Annotated in this window: 18 protein-coding genes and 1 pseudogene; 11 read left to right on the forward strand and 8 right to left on the reverse strand. The window is 44.8% G+C overall.

Annotated elements, in window-relative coordinates; genetic code table 11:
- Positions 1-47: 47 nt before the first annotated feature.
- The 3 genes from M9196_RS18130 to M9196_RS18140 all read right to left on the reverse strand — a co-directional run bounded on the left by M9196_RS18130 (position 48) and on the right by M9196_RS18140 (position 4,900).
- The gene (locus tag M9196_RS18130) at positions 48-2,498 is read right to left on the reverse strand and encodes a VolA/Pla-1 family phospholipase (protein ID WP_250618923.1); all 2,451 of its coding nucleotides are present in this window, start codon (positions 2,496-2,498) and stop codon (positions 48-50) included.
- 18 nt (positions 2,499-2,516) lie between these two features.
- The gene (locus M9196_RS18135) at positions 2,517-3,764 is read right to left on the reverse strand and encodes an outer membrane protein transport protein (protein WP_250618924.1); all 1,248 of its coding nucleotides are present in this window, start codon (positions 3,762-3,764) and stop codon (positions 2,517-2,519) included.
- 347 nt (positions 3,765-4,111) lie between these two features.
- On the reverse strand, positions 4,112-4,900 hold the full coding sequence (locus M9196_RS18140) for a M48 family metallopeptidase (RefSeq protein ID WP_250618925.1): 789 nt from the start codon (positions 4,898-4,900) through the stop codon (positions 4,112-4,114).
- 167 nt (positions 4,901-5,067) lie between these two features.
- Here M9196_RS18140 and M9196_RS18145 point away from each other — a divergent pair, with 167 nt between their 5' ends.
- The 5 genes and pseudogenes from M9196_RS18145 to cutA all read left to right on the forward strand — a co-directional run bounded on the left by M9196_RS18145 (position 5,068) and on the right by cutA (position 8,191).
- Positions 5,068-5,502, forward strand: coding sequence for a hotdog fold thioesterase (locus tag M9196_RS18145; RefSeq protein WP_250618926.1), 435 nt, complete (start codon positions 5,068-5,070; stop codon positions 5,500-5,502).
- A complete protein-coding gene (locus M9196_RS18150; protein WP_250618927.1) occupies positions 5,499-5,732 on the forward strand; it encodes a DUF3389 domain-containing protein in 234 nt (77 codons plus the stop codon). The genes M9196_RS18145 and M9196_RS18150 overlap by 4 nt, the downstream gene beginning before the upstream one ends.
- Before the next feature lie 64 nt (positions 5,733-5,796).
- Positions 5,797-7,497, forward strand: a pseudogene (locus M9196_RS18155) (SgrR family transcriptional regulator); the annotation flags it as partial.
- A gap of 107 nt (positions 7,498-7,604) precedes the next feature.
- Positions 7,605-7,856, forward strand: a complete 252-nt coding sequence (locus M9196_RS18160) for a hypothetical protein (RefSeq protein WP_250618928.1) — start codon at positions 7,605-7,607, stop codon at positions 7,854-7,856.
- A 14-nt stretch (positions 7,857-7,870) separates the two neighbouring features.
- Positions 7,871-8,191, forward strand: coding sequence for a divalent-cation tolerance protein CutA (gene cutA / locus M9196_RS18165; protein WP_250618929.1), 321 nt, complete (start codon positions 7,871-7,873; stop codon positions 8,189-8,191).
- A 144-nt stretch (positions 8,192-8,335) separates the two neighbouring features.
- Here the strand turns inward: cutA and M9196_RS18170 are convergent, their stop codons facing one another.
- Positions 8,336-8,947, reverse strand: coding sequence for a DUF2238 domain-containing protein (locus M9196_RS18170; protein WP_250618930.1), 612 nt, complete (start codon positions 8,945-8,947; stop codon positions 8,336-8,338).
- A gap of 155 nt (positions 8,948-9,102) precedes the next feature.
- Between M9196_RS18170 and M9196_RS18175 the strand changes: the two genes are divergently transcribed.
- From M9196_RS18175 to M9196_RS18190, 4 genes are all read left to right on the forward strand, one after another.
- Entirely contained in the window at positions 9,103-9,306 is a 204-nt protein-coding gene (locus M9196_RS18175) for a hypothetical protein (protein ID WP_250618931.1), read from the forward strand.
- A gap of 682 nt (positions 9,307-9,988) precedes the next feature.
- Positions 9,989-10,249, forward strand: a complete 261-nt coding sequence (locus M9196_RS18180) for a hypothetical protein (RefSeq protein WP_250618932.1) — start codon at positions 9,989-9,991, stop codon at positions 10,247-10,249.
- A gap of 247 nt (positions 10,250-10,496) precedes the next feature.
- Entirely contained in the window at positions 10,497-11,336 is an 840-nt protein-coding gene (locus M9196_RS18185) for an isopenicillin N synthase family dioxygenase (protein ID WP_250618933.1), read from the forward strand.
- A 225-nt stretch (positions 11,337-11,561) separates the two neighbouring features.
- Positions 11,562-12,170 carry a DNA-J related domain-containing protein gene (locus M9196_RS18190; RefSeq protein WP_250618934.1) on the forward strand — a complete coding sequence of 203 codons (609 nt, stop codon included), beginning with the start codon at positions 11,562-11,564 and terminating at the stop codon, positions 12,168-12,170.
- A gap of 80 nt (positions 12,171-12,250) precedes the next feature.
- On the opposite strand, the gene M9196_RS18195 is transcribed toward M9196_RS18190, so the two are convergent.
- The 4 genes from M9196_RS18195 to M9196_RS18210 all read right to left on the reverse strand — a co-directional run bounded on the left by M9196_RS18195 (position 12,251) and on the right by M9196_RS18210 (position 18,223).
- On the reverse strand, positions 12,251-13,906 hold the full coding sequence (locus tag M9196_RS18195; RefSeq protein ID WP_250618935.1) for an ABC-ATPase domain-containing protein: 1,656 nt from the start codon (positions 13,904-13,906) through the stop codon (positions 12,251-12,253).
- 153 nt (positions 13,907-14,059) lie between these two features.
- Positions 14,060-15,955, reverse strand: a complete 1,896-nt coding sequence (locus M9196_RS18200) for a putative bifunctional diguanylate cyclase/phosphodiesterase (protein ID WP_250618936.1) — start codon at positions 15,953-15,955, stop codon at positions 14,060-14,062.
- 183 nt (positions 15,956-16,138) lie between these two features.
- Positions 16,139-17,335, reverse strand: a complete 1,197-nt coding sequence (gene fabV / locus M9196_RS18205) for an enoyl-ACP reductase FabV (protein WP_250618937.1) — start codon at positions 17,333-17,335, stop codon at positions 16,139-16,141.
- A 279-nt stretch (positions 17,336-17,614) separates the two neighbouring features.
- On the reverse strand, positions 17,615-18,223 hold the full coding sequence (locus M9196_RS18210; RefSeq protein WP_250618938.1) for an arylesterase: 609 nt from the start codon (positions 18,221-18,223) through the stop codon (positions 17,615-17,617).
- On the opposite strand from M9196_RS18210, the gene M9196_RS18215 reads away from it, so the two are divergent.
- Positions 18,222-18,899, forward strand: a complete 678-nt coding sequence (locus M9196_RS18215; RefSeq protein ID WP_250618939.1) for an ABC transporter ATP-binding protein — start codon at positions 18,222-18,224, stop codon at positions 18,897-18,899. The genes M9196_RS18210 and M9196_RS18215 overlap by 2 nt on opposite strands.
- Position 18,900: 1 nt before the next feature.
- Positions 18,901-21,330: an ABC transporter permease gene (locus tag M9196_RS18220; protein ID WP_250618940.1), complete on the forward strand. Its 2,430-nt coding sequence runs from the start codon at positions 18,901-18,903 to the stop codon at positions 21,328-21,330.
- Positions 21,331-21,339 lie beyond the last annotated feature (9 nt).

Here is a 21,339-nt window from a genome sequence, read left to right on the forward strand (position 1 = left end):
AAAAGCACGGCAGGATACCGTGCTTTGTTAGTCAGGCTAAATCAACGTTACTCTAAAACAGAAGCAGAATTTGAAATCGCCGCAGTGCCCGTTGCAATGAAAGAGCTTACTTCACTTTGCAGCTCCTGATGATGGGCCAAATCGGAAAAGGTGGTGGTATCTTGAACCGAAATATAACTACTGTGTTGCCCAACTGCATTAAAGCGCACGAATGGCGTCATTTCGGCGGCCCCGCCTTGACTACTGCTGACCACGGTTAAACCCAATTTAGCCGCTAATGGTTCGGTGCCCGCGAAAATGGACTGTTGCACATATTTACTGACGCCTTGGCCTTGATCAATATACCCTGGTACGTTGTTAGGCACGGTTCCGTCGCCTTTAACCTGAGCCATATATACTGGCGTTGCAATAGCCTTTAACGTAGTAGCATGTGTGTACGGATCAGCTGTATCCAACACGGTTTGAACCGCGTAACTGAACTCGGTATTCGTGGTTAATATTTTTTCGGTATTTTCTATGGGTGACTCAAGCTTAAAAGCGCCAAGACATGAGTCAAAATAGGTATCAGGATCGGCGGCAAATTGATCGCATGCACGTGAATTGACGAACGTGTCGTAACCGATGCCAGCAGACAAGGCGATATTATGAGTCACCAGTGGGCCGAAGGAATCGGAGCCTAGCAAAAGATTTGCGATCTGCCCGCCTGAGTTAACAAATGCAGCGCGACTAAACTTGAACAGGGGATCAACAGACGCATTTAATGGCGCGTTGGCTTGAGTGACGGCAGGTATGCCTAATACTCCGCCTAATGAGTGTCCAATGAAGGTTGGAGGGGTTGCGATTGTCGAAGGTAGCGCGGCGAGTGGGGTATTGGTAAAACCACCGATGAGTTGATTGGTCGACAATGCCATTCTAAGCGTCATGATATCCAACATGGATTGACGAATATTGTCACGCGCTACGGGTAGTACTGTTAAATTCATGTAGTCGGTGACATCGCGTTGCGCGGATGCACCGTTGGGTAAACTCCTATCTCCGTGAAGCGGCGCATCAATGGCGATGACGGCTTGACCGGCTTTTACTAAATTGCTCGCAAATAAATAAGAGTTCTCTTTGGCTGATGTGATGCCGTGTTGATACACCGCAATGCCAGTAATTGTTCCGCTGGTGGGTGTGTAAAGCAAAAAGTTGACGTCTTGTAGTGATTTGACGGCGGGTACTGGTGAGTATCGTGTCACGATACGCTCTGAATCAAATACACTGCCATCAAGTTTGGTGAAAGATAGCCCCATTAAGTCAGCTAGCAGTGATTCAGGATCGGTTAAAAACGTGCCTGGATTAATATTGTTCGCTTGAAGTTGCGTGGCAAAATTCGCTTGTTCCGCACTATCAGTAATTATACTTTTGGTGATCGCGAGGCTATCCGTGCCAGATTCAAATGGTTGGGTATTCCAGCGGTCCCCTGTTTCTAAATAATAGGGCAGTTTAATCGTCCCTTTTGTCACCGAAACTGTACCTGCAGCGACGCTATTGTAATTGGCGATCACAGTATTTCGTGTATCGTTAGAAAGCCCTAAGTAGGTGGTGAAGTTGTCGTCGCTCGCGAGAGCGGTAGCAAGGTCAACGGGTGTAGAAAAGGTCATCTCACCAATCCGGTTAACGTCGGCATTATTTGGGTTTGCTGATCCTTTCCAGATATCGCTGTAGGATTTGCTAGGGTCTTGCGCAGCCGCGAGCATCCCTTTGGTCGCATAAAGCGTGGCACCAATAGATTGGGTAGAAAACCAAGTGGAATAAACAATGCTATTGGGGTCGACAGCGCCAGCGCTACCGGCGTGGATCAGTGCCTCCACCCCTTGCACAACCTGTTGAGCTGTTGCGAGCGAACCTTCACTGTAAATTTTGGTTTGGGATTTTAACGCAGCGTAACTCTGAGAGGTACCGACCGAATCCCCGTTGGCGTCTAGTAGGGTATTATTAACGGCAATGATATATTCACTTGAACCGGCAAGGTCTATAAGAGGAATGACGATAAGTGTTGTACCCTGTGTTTTAACTACATAATCAACCCCATAAGTCAGCAACTTGTCTGGTAATGGTGAGTCTGAAGTTAAGCCTTTTGTTAGCTTAACCATAGTGACTGATGTGGCAGCAGGCGCGCTTGTTAATGGTTTGTCGAATTTTATTGCAATAGGAGAGGTTGTGGACCACCCATCAGTTTGTCCCATTGCTGCGATGGGGTTGCTTAGTGCGTCGTTTCCACCTGTTGGAATTTCTAATGTACCATCCATGGTGTTCATTAACGCAAAGGTTGGAAAAGGAACATCGGCGTTTGCGCCCTGAAGGGTGTACACCACTTTGGTTGGTTTGCTGAGCAGGGTTTCAATATGTTGTTCATAAGACGTTGCGGTAGGGGTTCCAGATAGTTCACTTTCACCACCACAGGCAGACAAAAGCAGTGCGCCAGAAATGACCGACGCTAAATATAATGGTTTCATAGTCGTATCCTTACTGACTTAGTTGAATTGGTAGTTAACTTGAAGTGCGCCAATATACGCCGTGGAATCTCCACTAAATTGCAACTCCTGACCTAACTTGTCGACTTCGGTAAATGATCCGGACTTTCCTTGAAGAAACGTCAAACCCGCATCCACTGAAAGCGCCGAGCTCATTTGATAAGTGATGCCCGCTGAATACCAATAACGGTCTGAATCTGGGATGCTTAGTGTCGCTTCACCTGCTTGTTTATCTAACGCAAACCCCGCACGCAGTGTCCAATCATGAGTTAGATAGTGGGTAAATCCTGCTGAGTAACGGTTACTGTCCTCATAGTTTTCTTTTTTATAGAAGCACTCTCCGGGCACACTACCGCCAGCACAGGTCGGGGATGTTGCTTTAAGCTCTTTAAAACTGCTCCACTCTGTACGCTGTAGTCCGTAATGAATCGCCCATTTTTCTGCCACTTTATGATAGCCAGAAAACTCCCAAATCGCGGGTAAGGTCACGTCTAAATCTGCCTTTGTGTTAGGGGGAGTTGAAATACCACTGTCATAGCTGGAGAAATCCCCGTCTTCGAACGCAAGATCGATAGCCGAGCGGTACGAGAAACCAAAGCGGTGGTTGTCATTGACTTCATATAGTGCACCAAGGTTCCAACCAAACGCATAAGTTTCACCTTTCATTGAAATGAGCATGTCACTCGCAGAGCCACCTAAAAATGGTGCTAATGCGCCTTTGTGACGATTTAGTTCTGCTTCCGCATAAACAAAATTGACGCCAGCACCGAGGGAGAACTGATCATTAATACGATAGGCAATGTTTGGGTTTAAGTTCACAGAAATTAGTGAAGTATCGCCAGCTAAGTCACCGGCATACGCATTGTCAGGGTAATCGGTTGCGACACCATAAGTACTAAACAGCCCAATTCCCCACGCCCACTGTTCATTGATCGGGCTTATGTAATAGGCACCAGGCACAAATTGCATGGGAGCCACATCTTTCATTTGTTGGTTGTTGGTTTCATCAGTAATGTTCACGTTGGGGTCGACGAGAGTGATTGCACCTGAAAATTGTGCATTATCAAATAAGGTCATAGCGGCCGGATTTCTAGCGAGCACACTGGCGTTATCGGCGACGGCACCCTCGCCTGAAAACGCTCGACCTAAACCAGACGCTGAATGTTCGTTTGCTTGAAAGCCAGCGGCAAGCGAGGCAGGTGTGATAACCCCCAATATAATGGGCGTGAGGAGCGCTCTTTTTTTCATTTTAAATTCCCTTTTTAAGCAATATTCTCAAACGAGCTAGTAACGGGCTATTATCAGGTCGCGGAATATCTTCCCAACTTTCATCGTAGTATTTGGAGATGAAGGAGGACTTTTACTGATTAGACCAGTTGTTAATGTCATGTAAAATATTAGTAAAAGCAAGGTTAAAATGTGTTAAGTGTGACAAAACGAATAATAGTGACTGTACTGGTGGATATGGGAATGTAAGGAGGAGAGGATTATCGGAAAAGGCGGTGTAAGGAACACCGCATGAATGTTTGAGTGATGGAATCGACAAATATTGCCGAATAAACCAGAACGAAGTGATTAGTAATGAGGGTTAAACACTAGGTTTTTTTACAGTTTGGGGCCTTAGTGGCGTAATCGGGTAATGTCGCAGTCTTGGCTTTAAGATCGTTGATGCGGGTGTCGTGTGAAGGGTGGGTTGAGAGCAGTTCTGGTGGTTGATTGCCACCGGATGCTTTCGCCATGTTTTTCCACAAATCGACACTTTGTCGCGGGTCAAAGCCACTTTTTGCCATTAGTTCTAGGCCGACAATATCAGCTTCAGATTCTTGAGTTCGTCCATAGGGTAGGATTACCCCATACTGAACGCCGACACCCAGTGCCGCCATGGTCACATTTTGATACTGTGATCCGCCTAATGCGACATTAGTAATTTGCATACCAGTATTGGCGAGTTGAGATTGTGACAACCGTTCGTTACTGTGGTCGGCAAGAACGTGAGCGATTTCGTGGCCGATAACCGTAGCAAGTTGGTCTGGTGTGACCGCGACATTGAGTAATCCAGTATAAACGCCAATTTTACCGCCTGGTAAAGCGAAAGCATTAACTTGATCACTGTCGAATACCACCACTTCCCACTCAGAAAATTCGGCTTGGGGTGGAACATGGTCGGTAATAGTTTTTGCCACACATTGCACGTACGCGTTGGTTGCTTGGTGAGTACTAATTTTTTGTTCTTTCTTCATTTGTTCAAAAGACTGTGCACCCAGCTGGCTCATTTGGCTATCTGAAAATAGGATTAATTGGTTGCGTCCGGTAGGTGACGACGAGCACGCTGCAATAAAAGATGTGATGATCGCGGCGGCTCCTGCTTTTGCCAAAGTGTTCATGATGTTACTACTCCTATGCATCCGTGCCAGTGCTTGCTGTTTGTTGTGGTATCAGACCACGTATAAGACAGCGTCGCTGTGAGCGGTTATTCTTCTTGATATTTGCCAAACGAAAAAACTCAAGGCATCATACTTTTCATTAATGGCTCTAAGTATAGGATTTAACAGTGAGTATTTGGAAGAAGAAACTCTCATTAGCTGCGCTAAATCGCACTTCCGAGAATACACTGATAGAACATTTGCAAATTGAATACACGGATTTTACCGACAATTCTCTGTCTGCCACTATGCCAGTCTGCAGTTTTACTCATCAACCCCTAGGGATGCTACACGGCGGCGCGTCAGTGGTGTTAGCTGAAACGCTGGGTTCACTTGCGGCTAACTATTGTGTTGATGAAAATCACTATTGTGTAGGGTTAGATATTAATGCTAATCATGTACGAGCGATGCGTTCGGGACATGTTATCGGTTGTGCAACACCCGTTCACTTAGGTGTGTCTACTCAGGTGTGGCAAATTGATATCAGCGACTCTCAACAACGATTGGTCTGCACGAGCCGTTTGACAATAGCGGTTAAAAAACACAAAAGAGTCACATCATGACGGTCGAATTTAGTGGCGGTAAAGTGTTGATGACGCCTCATGAAATAGTGGTTCGTTTATCAGGCAATCATACAACGTTGCAAGCCCAAGTGGATGCGGTTCAACTCATTTTACCCGCTTGCGTTATTTCGGCTAATGGTGCGGAGTGCAAATGGTCCATTCGTTTGGATAATCCACAGCAGATCCAACTGATTGCTAATGAGACAGGAATCGAGGTTCTGTCTTTGTAACTTGCTAATTGTACTCTTAAAGAGGAAACTAAGACCAAAGCCATTTCCTAAGTGTTTCCTCTTTATGAGTAGTCCTCGTCTTCGTAAACAGTTTGAAATTCTATTCGAACATTTCTCTGGTCAAAATGCTGAAACACAGCTCGACGATATCACCGAAATATTGTTTTGTACCCGTCGTAATGCTCGGATTGTACTTAACAAGCTTGAAGAGGCGGGATGGATTGAATGGCATCCCGCAGCAGGTCGTGGCAAGCTCTCTGCGTTAAATTTCAAACAAAACCGCAACGATGTGAGTGAGACACTTGCTCGCCGCTACCTCGAAGAAGGACGAATTGGGCATGCTCTGAATGTCTTAGAAAAGGATGCCAACCGCCTTAGTCAAGTGATTCAAAGCTACTTGGGGGTCACGCAGACTGATGGTAAACAAGTTATACGTCTACCGTACTATCGCGCACTCTCTATGCTCAATCCGGCAAAACCGCTACGACGCTCGGAATTGCATATCGCTAGGCAAGTATTTAGCGGGTTAACGAAGCTCGATGAGCATGACGATATCAAACCGGATCTTGCTCATCATTGGCAGCAGTTGAGCGATTGTCATTGGCGTTTTTACATCCGACCTGGTGTGCGTTTTCATAATGGTGAATTACTGACGATCGAGCACATTATTTCCAGCGTAGAGTCATTAAAAACATCGAACCTTTTTTCTCATATTGATAAGGCGGTGAGCCCGTCACCTTGGGTGCTCGATGTGCACTTTTCAAAACCTGACTTTCAAGCGGCTTTCCTATTTGCAGAAATCAGCGCAAAAGTCTTACCACCACCCAGTATGAGAAACGATGATTTCGACCGATTCCCTATAGGCACAGGCCCTTATAGTGTCACTACAAATAATGACAAACGATTGATTCTTTCGGCGTTTGACGGCTACTTCGGCTATCGACCACTCCTCGATACGGTAGAAGTTTGGATCATTGATGAACCTCATTCTACATTGGTATTTCCTACGTTAGCCGACCCTATCCCTGGAGCGCGCTCTGAAAAACATGATGACATCGATCTTGATCCGGGTTGTACCTACTTGCTGCTAAACCGTGTTAGTGGTCTTGCGAAAGACGACGCGTGGGCACGTTATTTGACTAAAAAGCTCACGTCTTTAGCTATATTCAAAAAGTTACCAGAAAGTACCGTAACGGATTTGGGCATTATTCCGGCTCACGGGTTAAAACCAGGTTGGTATCATCAGCCAATACAAGCTCAAGCTGTCAATGATATGAGCATGCCAGGACTCGAACTCACCAGAGATCTTAAGATCGCCTATTACTCGGAGCATCCTACGTTTCCAAACATTTCACGAGCAATAGAAGAGCTGTTGAAACAAGACGGAATACGTACCCAGTTTATTCGCTATGGTCATGACTCTCCTGATGCTGACAGTGTGGATATCTGGATCAGACCGATGGGTATTGCGACGAAACGGGAAGAGGCGATTGCTGGTTGGTTATTGGATTATAGTGGCATCGAATTAATGTCCAAGCCAAAGGACTTTTTGGCGTGGTCGATGTTAGTGGAAGAATGGCGAAGCCAACAGGATTATAAGTTCCCAGCACAAGAAATTGCCAAACAACTTGTCCAAAGCTACCAAGTCATTCCGATGTTTCACTGCTGGTTGGGTATCAGTAAAGACCATTGTGGTAGTTTGCAAAACGCCAAATGCAATGCTCTCGGATGGTTTGACTTTAGCCAGGTCTGGGTGAAACCTGATGAATTGATTTATCAAAGCCAGCAGGTGTCAGATGAGCTGAATCACAACGCGAAGTTCCAAAAGGACACGGCACTGACTGAATGCACAAGTAACAAGAGTTATTAGTGATGGCAAAGCCCAATAGTAAAGCCCCGTCCAAATCAGTGGATGTGTTTTGCAGCAAATGTGGTGCAAAACTCTATCGATACAAAAAAGGCGGTAAGGGTGCGTTGGTAAAGTGTTTTAAGGAACGAATTACCGAAGACTACACTCGAAGTTTAGGCGTTTGTCCGCACTGTGACAGTGTGTTTGGGCGCGATACCTTAGTTCGCGGTACGCCTGCTATCAAGATGGTAGGTGGCAAGGTCCGCATGAAGTAAATGGGAGAAGATTAGTGAAATCTAACGCGATAACAGTGCTCACTACAGTGCCAAATGATCAGCAAGCAAATCTTATTATTTCGGCGTTGTTGGAAAAACAATTGGCGGCTTGCATCCAAACTCAGGTGATCGGCAGCCACTATATGTGGGAGGGTAAAGTGTGCAACGAACAAGAGATTTTACTTATTATCAAGTCCACTAACGAGGCGTATTCTAAACTCGAACGCTTGATCATTGAACTTCATGATTATGACGTGCCGCAAATTGTAGCGTTGCCCATAGAGGCGGGGTATCGACCGTATTTAAACTGGTTGAAGAGTCATGTAAACCCTTAAGTCTTGCAAAACCTTAATCTGTTCGGAAATGTCGCCCATAAATGAGCGACTTTTCTATTGTATTGCGCTAAGGGCGACCTAGGTGCCTAAGCACTTAGTCGTGCAAACCCTTAGTTATGCAAAACCTTTCTCAGTCCATGTTTATTATTGGGAAAGTGAACGGTGGCGTGTGAGAACGAGAAACAGCAATAATGACGTTATAGCGCCTGCCGTGTCACAGAGCATGTCCTTTTGAGCATCCCAAATGTCGCCTTGCGAGCCTAAAAACGCAATGCCTTCATCGCCTCCTGCTAGCACAGCATACCACCACTCAATAATTTCATACGCGGCGGCTAAACTCATAATCGCGAATAAAGCGAATAAGGTGGCTGGTATTCGGTTCATTACGTTGGTTTGGTAAACATATTCTGCTATTGCAAACGCATACAAACCAATTGAGAAGTGAGCAACGCGGTCAAAGTTGTTTCGTTCTGAGCCGATCAATTCGTTAAACCAATTAAATGGGACTTCTGCAAAGGTATATTTTGCACCGATGGTATGCAGAGCCAACCAAATGAACATCAATATATAGGCGAGATTAGAGAAGGTGAATCGACGAGAAACCATCCAGATGAGGGCCAAAATACTGATAGCCGGGATAATTTCAGCAACCCAAACCGCGCGCGAGTGTGGCGCTATCGATGAAAATCCTTGGATGACAGTATAAAGCGCGGTCAAGACCACCAGTGTGGGGCGCTGCACGAATGTAACAGTCATTCATACTCCTTACCAAGTTTCAATTGAATCAATATAGTACATTTATTCTAAGAGTGTGTATCGCCGGATGCGCCATTGTCATTATGCGCCTCACGTATGGAGTGATTAGGCGTTTGTGTACTAAAATTTCACCTTATTCCCAAGTGCGTCTTATATTGTTGCCCAGTTTACCGTCACTGTTTGCGCTATCAGAGCATGCAGCGTTAGCATTAGTTAAACCTAGGCCGATTACCAGCGATAAAGTGGCAAACGTCAAGTATGGAGTAGTCCGTAAGGGAGGAACGAGTCGAGATCTTACTGAAGGTACGGCCTCAGATCTATCGGCAACGGACTGGAAATGGCTCTATCAGCCAAGCTGATGGTGTGTATCTTTTTTAAACAGATATGCTCTATTACAATAGTCATACAAATAGGGGTGAAACCAATAATTTAAGTGGCGCTAATTATATAGCTCGTCAATCTGTTTTAATTTACTCCACTCCAATTATTATCGGATTCAACACTGAAGTTTACGTTGCTGCTTAGTTCAAGGGCGTAAGTCGCCCATGACATCCAATCCTTAACAAACGTTAAATAGCATGTATCAGTATTACTGGTGGGCTAGGGAGATCCTTAAGATTAATACGTCCGATTTTACGGCGGGATGAGCAAAAGCTTCAGTACATCCCTAAAGCTTCAGTGCAATCCCTAAAGCCAAAAGGATACCGCTATACAGGAGATCTTACGACACTTGTCATTTGCTGATTATGAAATTTTTAACAAACAGAGGCTTAATAGATGACCCTTAAGCAGAAGTTACGGGAGGCACGTGGCAGTACCAGCATAGCCCTGAATCCTGAGCAGATAGAGATAGTAAAGAATCTTCTTAAACAAGGTTATAGCAAGAAAGCATTGACCGTCATTTTAGGACTTAGCTACGAAGAATTAAAAAAGTACAAATAAATTCCTGATGTTACATCAACACTGCGTGTAATTAATCAAATCAAGATGAGACAGCAAGGCAGCGACTCAATTATTAACACTCAATTAAGGAGCGGTCTAATGACTCAATTAATTATTGCCATTACGTTACTTTCTATTTCTTCTTTCTCCTTAACACAAAATGAGGAGGTTGCTCAACACCAACTCTCTTTGGGTGCAGCGGACGGTGTGGTTCGCCCAGTACTGGAGAATGGCTACGACGTGAATACGGCTCCCGAAGCATTTAATATGGGAGCATCAACAATGGACGATGGCAAATATACCGCTAGAAAGCGACCAGATAGTGTACGTGATGCAGTAGCTAACGGCAGTAGAGGGTAGGGAGCTAGAGTTCGGTTATACATTTGGCCCTACAATATCAATTTGGCGTTATATCACCGTTGGTGACTAAATCGCGGTCGAACGCACTAGCGCAATTGTAGGCTTCACTTTTTAATGCATTAAAATTTTATGTGATGAGATTCACGTTGTGAGTGGTTATTACTGAAATAGAGTCTGCAATACTTTGAAACTGCGCTAACTTTTTCTTAACATCGCCCCACAACAATAAAGATAACAAAGTGAAGTCATGAAATTAGAAACTGTCGACTATTTAGCCCCAAATGCTCCAGAACTATTTGTTCAATCGCTACGAGAAACCGGCTTCGGTGTACTAAAAAACCATCCCATTCCGAAGTCTTTGGTAGAGTCCATTTATCAAAACTGGCAAGCGTTTTTTAACTCTTCTGAAAAGGAAGGTTATCGCTTTAACGTAGAAACACAAGATGGGTATTTCCCGCCAAGTGTTTCCGAGGTGGCCAAAGGTCATGCGGTGAAAGATATTAAAGAGTACTTTCATGTCTATCCATGGGGGCAAATTCCAGTAGAGCTTAAGAATGAAATTCTTGATTATTATACTCGCGCTAATGCGTTTGCCGAAGAGCTATTAGGCTGGGTTGAATCGCACGCGCCAAAAGATGTACAAGAAAAGTTTTCAATCGCTTTGTCGGAGATGATAAACAATAGTGACAAGACCCTACTGCGAGTATTGCACTATCCGCCAATGACGGGTGATGAAGAGCCTGGAGCGATCAGAGCGGCAGCGCATGAAGATATTAACCTATTGACGGTGTTACCGGCGGCGAACGAGCCTGGATTGCAAGTAAAAACGCAAGAGGGTGGTTGGTTAGACGTGCCTTGTGATTTTGGCAATTTAATTATCAATATTGGTGACATGTTACAAGAAGCGAGTGGGGGGTATTTCCCGTCCACGACGCATCGCGTGATTAACCCTACGGGTGAGAAGCAAACACAATCGAGAATATCGTTACCGTTGTTCTTGCATCCTAAACCAGAAGTCGTGTTATCAGAGCGTTATACTGCCGACAGTTATCTGATGGAACGTTTACGAGAGCTCGGTGTAATCTAATCCTGTCAGCCGTTAGGTCGTGTGAATCTAAAGCCAGTGAATAACGATCACTGGCTTTTTTGTGTTTGAACCAATCTAGACAGACATACAACCATGATGTGACGTCACGCATTTAGCGCGTTAGAGCGGTTTTGAAAGGGCGCTTGATAAGGTAACGCGCTTTTTAGCTACGCATTAAATTTGGAGTAGTGCTAACATAAAAAGAGTGGATTAGGGAGCAAAGTGTTGACAGAGAAGAGAAATAGCGAAGTTCATGCGTTTAGAACGGAAGACAACCCATTAATTTGGTCGGTATTAAATCGTTTAGAAGCAAGTACAAGCAGTTGGAAAATTCATGTCTTAGCATCGGAGTTAATCAACGATCAACTAATCCCTATTCTCGACGAGCAACCTGAAAAAGATCTATTCAAACGTAACTTTTTACTGATGAACGCGCTATATCAACTACAAGCGATGTTGGTGCCTGAAAAGTGGCTAAATGTGGAAGCAATGAGTATCGAATTGATGCCTTTTGATGCGGTTAATCATGGCATTTCACCTTCCGATCCACTGCGTGAGTATTACTTAGATTGGTCACATTACGAAGCGGATGCGTTGGAAGTAAAACGATTATTGAATGAGTTTTGGGAACGATATCAGTCCCATGTTGGCGCTAAAGACGTGACGATGTCACAAAAGAAAGCGTACGATTTTTTTAATTTGGACGAAAGCGCAACATTAAACGAGATTCGCCAAGCGTGGCGTCGCTGTGCATTGAAGTGGCATCCCGACCGTGATGGAGGGGATGCTGAACAGTTTAAATTAGCCTGCCAAGCGTGGTCGCTACTCAAATAGTCACGAAGACAAAAATAGTCACGAAGACAAACGGCTATCCAAAGTTTTGCGGTGATTTATCGCATTGGCGGCTAATTCGTTTATCTTGGTTGGCGCATTTTAGCGCTACGCAGTCTATTCAATGCTGAAAGAGCATCAACGACGCGCGGTTTTGCCAAGTCACCAGAATTAGGCATTCTAGAGCTCCAATCACCCTCTAACAGGCTGACGATCGCTTTTGGCGGGTGTTCTGACCAACCAGGCTGTTGCGCGAGTTGAAAGATTAACCAACCAATTGCATTCAATTCAGCATTAGACTCTAATTGTTCCAGTGCTTTGAGATCGATAGTTTCTTTACCAAAGCGTAAAGCGTTGCCGCTTTTCCCGGATACCCGGAATTTACCTTCCGCTAAAATCGACATCAAGTGCTCCGAATCGACATGGCGTGGTGGAATCATTTCCAGTGGTTTCTCGCTCTCGTTTTGGCGCTCACTAGGGTGCAGCTTAACGACTTCTTGTGCTTTTTCTGTCACATCAATAGCCTGATAGTCATGCATTTGAATCACAGTATTTGCAACATCAAGATAATCGCCTGAGCCACCCATGACAATCATGGTGGAGATGTCTAGTTCATCTCGCAATTGACCAACGCGATCAACAAACGGAGTGATGGGTTCAGCCCCTTTCGCCACAAGCGCTTGCATGCGCTCATCACGAATCATAAAGTTGGTTGCTGAGGTATCTTCATCGATCAAGATTCCCGTTGCTCCGGCTTCAATCGATTCTTGCAACCACGCAGCCTGAGAGGTAGAGCCTGAGGCGTCTTGAGTACTAAAGTCGCTGGTCTCTTTACCAAATGGTAGGTGGTTGATGTAATTGCTCAAATTTAAGTTGTGAATTGAGCGACCATCTTCTGCTTTGATTTTGGTTGCGTTTGTTGTGGTAACAACGCACTCGCGACCATCACCAGGAATGTGGTTGTAGATAGATCGCTCGATGGCGTTAAGTAGCGTTGATTTACCATGGAAGCCACCACCAACGATTAAAGTCACACCTTTTGGTATGCCCATTCCCTTCACATCACCGTGATTAGGGCGTTGCAGTGTCACTTCTAGCGAGCTTGGTGAAACAAACGCAATGGCATCTTTCATTGGAAAATCACAGTTACCCGCGATACGCGGTAGCACACTGCCGTTGGCGACAAAAGCCAGCAAGTCATGTTCGTTTAATTGGTTGCGCAGTGCGTCTTGATCTTCAACAACTTCACAATGATGTTTAAGCGCATCAACATCAATCTCACGCTCTAACGTACATTTACGAATGTATTTTGGTAAGTGGAACGTCAGGATATTAGCGGCTTTTTTGCCTAAAATATTACGCCCTTCTGCTGGAAGGTTAACTCGAAAACGTAATTCGATACCGTCATCACTAAATACAACCGATGTTGAATCCATGACCGTTTGGCCGGTTAACGTTACCGAGACACTGTTTTCTTGTTTAGCGAAGTCAGCAAAGGTACGTGCAATAAAGTCACGAGCGGCAATTTGGTAGCTTGGTGAACATGCCTTGAGCCACTCCAGCCCCGTTAGCGACCATTTTCTAAAGGCGCGAACGCGAGATGCGGTAGCGTAAGGGTCGGATTGGACATGATCAATATAAAAATCGAAATCAGTAAAGTCATATTGGCCTTTGATTTGTTGGTAGGCTCGGTAGTTCTGTTTTTCAATTTTTTTTAGTTTGGCTATCAATTGATCCATGACGCAAATTCCGCATTTCTAGAGTTTGGGGCGCGATTATAGGAGCCGCGCTAGTGATGGTAAAGACATAAACGTCATTCTACCTGTCAAGAAGACGTTATTCCTTGTTTTTACGCATATTCAGCGAGTTCAAAGGATGTAGTTAAGCATAGTCTAACGAACGATAAAGTTTTGGGGCAGAGGGTATTGTTTAATAAGTTGTCTTTCAAACACATCTCTAGGCATGGGTTTAGCGTAGAAATAGCCTTGACCAAGATCACAGCGCTCTTTTCGAATAAACTCGCTTTGGGCTTCACTTTCAACGCCTTCTACGACAACTTGTTTGTTCAGCTTTTTAGCAATGGTGATAATTGAGCGTAGAATGGCTTTATCTTGCTTACTATATAAAACGTTACTGAGAAACTCTTTGTCAATTTTGAGTGCGTCGAAGGGCAGTTGTTTTAAATAATTAAAAGAGGCGTAACCAGTACCGAAATCATCAAGAGCAAACATCACGCCTCTAGCCTTGAGCTTTTCTATATTACTTCTTGCGACATCAAAATTACCGATCAGGCAACTTTCAGTTAACTCTAGCTCCAAGTTTCGAGGAGGGAGTTCATGCTGAGTGAGCAGATCGATAACTTTGTCCGCGAAGTCTAATGCACAAATCTGCTTTGCTGACACATTGACAGATAAATGAAATTTTGGAGCAATTTGAATCCACTCTGAAGCGCGATCTATCGCGTTCCGCAACACAAAATAGCCGACCTCGATAATTAAGCCATTTTTTTCAGCCATGTGAATCAGCGCTTCATTTGATACATCACCCAAAACAGGGTGTCTCCATCGTAGCAACACCTCAGCGCCCGTCCATTGTCCGGTGGCAAGGTTTACTTTAGGTTGGAAGTGCAAAATAAGGTCGTCATTTCGCACCGCTTGCAATAAGTAATTCTCCAGTTGATTGAACTCTTTTTGTTCAATTTGATCCGCGTAGGAAAATACATTGACGAGGCTACCGGACTCTTTACAAGCCACAGACGCTTGATAGGCATTATTGATAAGGCTAGTGGGGTTACGCGTATGGTAGGAGTTAGCGACGCCCATATAAGTGTGCAGATGAACTTCTTGTTGATCAATTATAAATCCTTCACGAGCCACGCTCGACAGACTTTGGCACAAATTAGGTAAAAATAGTTCGTCTAACGAAGGAACAATGGCCGCCAGAGCTATCTCTGTGGTGGAAATTCGTGCGATGTGGCTAACGTGCGGTGTACTTTGGTGGATCTTGTTTTCAAACTCACTCAGTAACTGATCAAAAGATTGGTAACCAATACGCGCTTGTACTCGCTCACCGTTAGTGAAATGGAGAAAGATGACCGAAAGGTATACTTTTCCTGATTTCACAGTCGTACTTCGTAAGATACGCTGAAGAGCCTGCTCAAACCCAGAACGGTTAAGCATTTTTGTTGCCGGGTCATGGGTGATTTGAAATTTCATTTGCGTGCCGAGCTCGGTATGTTGCCCCTTTAAGGTTTCAACCAAAGTATCAAGCTGGGCGATCTTCTTATCTTTGCTTTGTAATTGCTGTTGAAACTTTTTCTTTGCATTAAATAGCTCTGCAGCGAGTCGACGTTGGGTCAAGAACGTGTCGATTTGAGTCAGCGCTAGGCTGAGAAGATGGCTTGTGTTCTCTGCCGGTGGGGAAGCTGCAAATATGCCGAGCTGATAACCATGATGTGAAGCGGGCAAATATTGGTAGTGTAAGTTCGCGTCGTGCGTTAAATAACCGAGCGGCACTAACAATGTACGCAGATTAGCTTCTATTTCTATTTCAGCTTCAGTGCTTGTGGTGTTTTTGTGATTGAGGATAACGGGGAAAAAAGCCGACTGATGCCGATCGTTGTCAGCTCGGTAGAGCCATTGAATGATGAGCTGATTATCTGCCACAATACACCACCCAAAGGGTTTCACTGCGTGAAAAGCCAAATGATCGCGTACGATGTCTGAAATGATATTAGCATCAGACGGTTTTAAGGGGCTGATTTCGAAAGTGCTTCCTGTTTGTTCCATTACGGTTCACCACATCCTGTGGGTAATTATCAACGTCAAACCTACGTTTAAAAATGTTATGCACTGGATAAGTATACGTACTGAATGGGTATGAAGAAAAAAGGCTTTCCCTCAGCAGCAGGGAAAGCCTAATAAATCTATACGTGTCTCATATATGAGATCATCGCTCGGGGCGTGGCTAAACTAAGGTGTGAGTGTTTTCAGTTTATCTACGTCAGTTCTTTTAGCGTAGTCGATACCTTCTAATCCAAACCCATTAAGGTTCAAAAATTCTTGCTGGAAGCCATCGAAATCGCCGATCTCTTTAAAGTTACTTTCGTTCATCTGACTCAAGCGCTTCGCAACCTGTTTTTGGACTTCAGGGTCTAACTCTAAGTCGTCTACTCGTAGTAACCTCTCACCATCAACGGGTACTTTGCTTTGGCCATAAAGCTTTGTGGCAAACAATCGCTGCATTTGTTCAATACAGCCTTCATGAGTCCCTTGTTCTTTCATGGTTTTGTATAGCGCCAACAAGTAGGGGGTTAAACCAGGAATGAAAACACTTGCTTTAGTGACGAGAGCCTTACAAACCGCAGCATAGGCATTACCATTGAGAGGCGCGAGCTCTAAATTGAGTGCATGGCTCGTTTGATGTAAATCGACTTTCGCTCGACCTAATGTGCCGTCTAGATAAATGGGATGCGTAATCTCTGGGCCGATATACGAAAATGCGACTGTTTTGCATCCGTTAGCAATGGAATCGGTATTGATGAGGGTTTCTATCCAATTCTCCCAGTCTTCCCCACCCATAACTTTAAGAGTGCCTTCGACTTCAGAATCACTTGCGGGTTCGAGAGTTGTATTTTCCCATTGTTGGGTCTCGAGATTAATCACCGCACCCGTCACACTTTCGCCGATAGGTTTGATAGCGGAATGCCAATAACTGCCATCTTCTTTTGTGCGACGCCCGGAAGCTAGGCTGTAGATAATGAGATCCACTTCACCTTCAAAGTAGGTTTCTATGGCTTCAATCACTTGTTCACGGGTTTCTACTGAGTACGCGTCACCAATAATATTAACGGCTTTTCGACCGGCTTGCTGGGCGCGACGTCTAAAGTGGATATTGTTGTACCAACCCGCTGAACCAACGCCCTTTTCAGAAGGACCGTGTTCAAACGATACACCAATGGTGTCGGCTTCTGCGCCACCAAATGTTAATGCGATGCGTGCCGCTAATCCAAATCCGGACGAAGCACCCAAAATAAGTACGCGTTTCGGACCATCTTTGATCGGAGCGGCGGATTTTACGTATTTAATTTGGTTATCGACGGCCTTTTTGCATCCTTCTGGATGCGCCGAGCGAGCAATAACACCGCGAATAACTGGTTCAATTATCATTAATTACAACCTACCTAAGATGATGATAAAGTCATACAATAACGTAATAATTTCAAATCGATATTGAGCTAGACCATTAAAATCTCATTTTAGCGATGTAGATGTGTAAATTTTGGGGATTTGAGTGCCTTTATTTTTTTCGTTGTTACATCCAGTAACTTAAAAGGATGAGCTCACTATTCTTGTGATTAATGTGATTAGTGTGATTAGGGCGGTCTCTGTTTTTTACTTTAAACTGCTTAAGTTGAAACCGCTTAAGTTGAAACCGCCGAACTCACTTTACAGGTAAGGGCGAAGTTCTTTCGCCACAGTGTCCGCAATAAATGGCTGGGCGATGGCTTTAGGGTGAAGGCCATCATCCATCATCCATTCCGGTTTGGTGATGACTTGCTCTAAGAAGAACGGGAGTAGAGGAATATCGCTTTGCTCGGCTATCTCTGGGTAGATGGCCTCGAACATTTTCGCGTACCTTTTTCCATAATTAGGTGGAATACGAATCTGCATTAGCATAACCTTTGCTCCTGAATCTTGACTCATGCGTATGAGTTGCAGAAGGTTGTTTTTAACGATGTTGGGCTGAAAGCCTCTGAGCCCATCGTTAGCACCGAGCTCAATAAGAACATAATCGGGCTGATGGCTGTCGAGCAAAGCAGGTAACTTGGCTAAGCCATTACCAGTGGTGTCACCGGACACGCTGCCATTTACTACAGTGACGGCGTCGTCAGCGGTCGATAATAAGCTGGGCAGTAATGTTGGCCAACTCTCTTCGGCTTTCATATTGTAACCTGCACTGAGGCTGTCACCGAGAATCAGTATAGAGGTGGCTTTAGCATGAAATGATGCTAGGGATAAAATAAATAAAACTATAAAGGAACGTTGCCAGATCATGAGTTCTTCCATCATAAAAGCCGAATCGGTATCAAAAGTAGTGTCTACGAAAACCGAGCAATTAACAATCCTAGAAAACGTAAATCTTTCGATAGAGCGAGGCGAGTCGATTGCTATTGTTGGTACTTCCGGGGCTGGTAAATCGACCTTAATGACACTGCTTGCGGGTCTAGACGTACCAAGTATTGGTGAAATTGAGTTGCTAGGACAAAAGATTTCAACACTCGATGACGAAGCACGAGCAGCGTTAAGAAGCCAACACTTGGGCTTTGTATTTCAAAGTTTCTTACTGATTCCAAGCTTAAGTGCACTAGGTAACGTCACGTTACCCTGTCTATTGAGAGGGGATAGTGAGGACATTGAAAAAGCCACGACGTTGTTGGAGTCGGTTGGGCTAGGTCATAGACTCGATCACCTTCCTTCTCAACTATCAGGAGGTGAGCAGCAACGCGTCGCGATTGCTAGGGCATTTATGACGAATCCCAAAATACTGTTTGCTGATGAACCAACCGGTAATCTTGACCAAAATACGGCACATAAAATAGTGGAGTTACTATTCAATTTGAATCAAGAGCACGGCACAACACTCGTTTTGGTTACGCATGACCTTTCTTTAGCCAAAAGATGTGACCGAGTGTTCCTAATGAACGCGGGTCAATTAACTGAGGATCATTAATATGTCTTCCTCTGTAAATAAGCGTTTATTGCTGTGGAGCTTTGATGAGATCAAGCAGGGGCAACTTTGGCCAATAGCACTTTCATTGACCATGATTATTGCCTGTATTTTTGGTTTGGCTGCGCTGGCAGAACGTATGGAGCAAGTGATCGTCAAGCAGGGAAAAGATGCGTTGTCTGCGGACACTATCTATATTTCCGATAACCCTATTTTAGACGATAACCTTGAGTTGTTTGCTGCCCCTAATCTAGAGACATCTTTCTATACGCGCTTTGCCACAATGTCTTTTAGTGACACTGGTATGCAGTTGATCACGGTGAAGGCCGTTGACGACGAATTTCCGCTACGCGGTACGCTTACCTTGGCATCTGATGCGCACCAACAGCATCATGTGGGTCCAGGTGAACTTTGGTTAGATGAAAGAATTGCCGATCAGCTCGGGGTAAAGCAGGGAGATATAGTCGCGGTTGGAGACGCTGAACTCGCTGTTAGTGGTTTGATAGTTGAAGAGCCAGGGATTAGTTTTAATCCATTTCAACAAATGCCCACGGCTTATATTCATCAAAACTCTGTCGAAGCAACGGGGGCCATTCAACTTGGGAGCCGTGTACAGTTTAGAGCCTACATAACGGGAAGTGACGACACCCTCGCTGAATTAAAAACAAATGTCACACTGTCTCCAAGCGATCGCTGGCGAGACAAAGACTCGGCAAGTCGTAGTAACGATATTTTTGAACGAACCACGCAGTATTTGTCTCTGACCGTGGCCATCATCATTATTATGGCGGCGACAACGCTGGTCCTGACTTGCCAAAATTATGTTCAAAGTCGTCGAAAGACCGTTGCCATGTTGAAAAGCCTTGGAGCAAGTAAGCGTTGGGTAGTTCGTTGGTTAGCCATTCAAGCGGGTTTGTTGGTGACGATGGCTATTGTCGTCGGCCTGCTGCTTGGGATCGGTTTGGAGTATTTGTTACGTATCCCGTTGACAGAGCTATTGCCGAGTCCTTTGCCTAGCTATGGAGTACTGCCTGCCGTGATTGCTGTTGCGTCAAGTTTACTAATTGGTATTCCAGCACTGGGGATCCCTTTATATAAGCTAGTATCGGTTTCATCGGTTGAAGTGCTGCAAAGTGTGGATGAAAAACGCTTCGGGTGGATTTATCTGCTACTTGTTGTGCCACTTGTTCCGCTGGTGGTCGTTTATCAAAACAACATGCTCATTTGGATCCTGCTGGCCGGGATAGCAGGCCTGTTTGGTGTCTTGGGGGCGGTAAGCGTCTTATGTACCTGGTTACTGGGTCGAGTCTCATTGCCGGTCTCTCTAAAGTTGGCCATCAGTCGAATTAATCGCAGTAAGCGACACACAGCGCTTCAGTATGGGGCTTTGGGCCTGTCACTGATGTTACTTACCACTATTTGGTTGGTACGTACTGATTTGCTAAATGATTGGCAAAGAACATTACCCGCTGATGCGCCTAACGCGTTTGCACTTAATATCGCTGAACATGAGATCGAGCCGTATCTCCAAATCCTTGATGACAATTCCGTGCAGCGCTCTCAAGCATTTCCTATTTCACGTGGTCGTTTAACGTTAATTAATGGCGAGGATGCACAACAAGCGCAACAACAAGATGAGGAAGAGATTGATGCGTTAAGTCGCGAGTTAAACTTTACCTACGCAAACGCTATTCCAGACTATAACGATGTCATTGAGGGAGCTTGGAGTACAACCAATGGCGTTTCGGTTGAACAAAAAGTAGCAGAAGGCCTTAACATCCAAATTGGGGATGAACTAGGGTTTACCATTAACGGTCAGGTAGTGTCGGCCAAGGTAAATTCAATCCGTTTTGTTGAATGGCGAGACATGAAGCCTAACTTCTATTTTATTTTCACTCCCGATGTAATGGAAGCCATACCAAGTGCTTGGCTGGTGAGTTTTAGAATAGAGCAGCAAGACAACGCGTTGATCTCATCATTGTCTAGGCAGTATTCGACCGTCAGTCTCATGGATATTCGTATCATGGGTGACAAGATACAGTCATTATTGTCACAAATTGTCTGGTCAATTACGGTCCTCGCAGCATTGGGTGTCCTCGCTGGCGTTTTGCTTATCTTTACTCTGTTACGGTTGAGTTTGGCACAGCGCCAAGATGAATTGCGTTTGTATCGCACACTAGGAGCCAGTCGTCAGCGTATTGTTCGAACCATTTGGTCTGAGTATGGAATCATGGCATTAATTGCCGGACTCGTGGCGACGTTAGGCGCTGAAATTGTTGTTGGTCTAATAATGAAGTTGGGCTTTGAACTGCCATGGAGCTGGCACTTGTCCACTTGGTTTGTGGTTCCGGTTCTTGCGTTTGTCACATTGGCAGCGGTGTTGTTTTCTTTGATCCGACAAATGCTTAGTACCAATAATAATGGAATATCATAGGGTTTAATG

Origin of the sequence: Vibrio methylphosphonaticus (assembly GCF_023634655.1) — a bacterium.
Classification (GTDB): domain Bacteria; phylum Pseudomonadota; class Gammaproteobacteria; order Enterobacterales; family Vibrionaceae; genus Vibrio; species Vibrio methylphosphonaticus.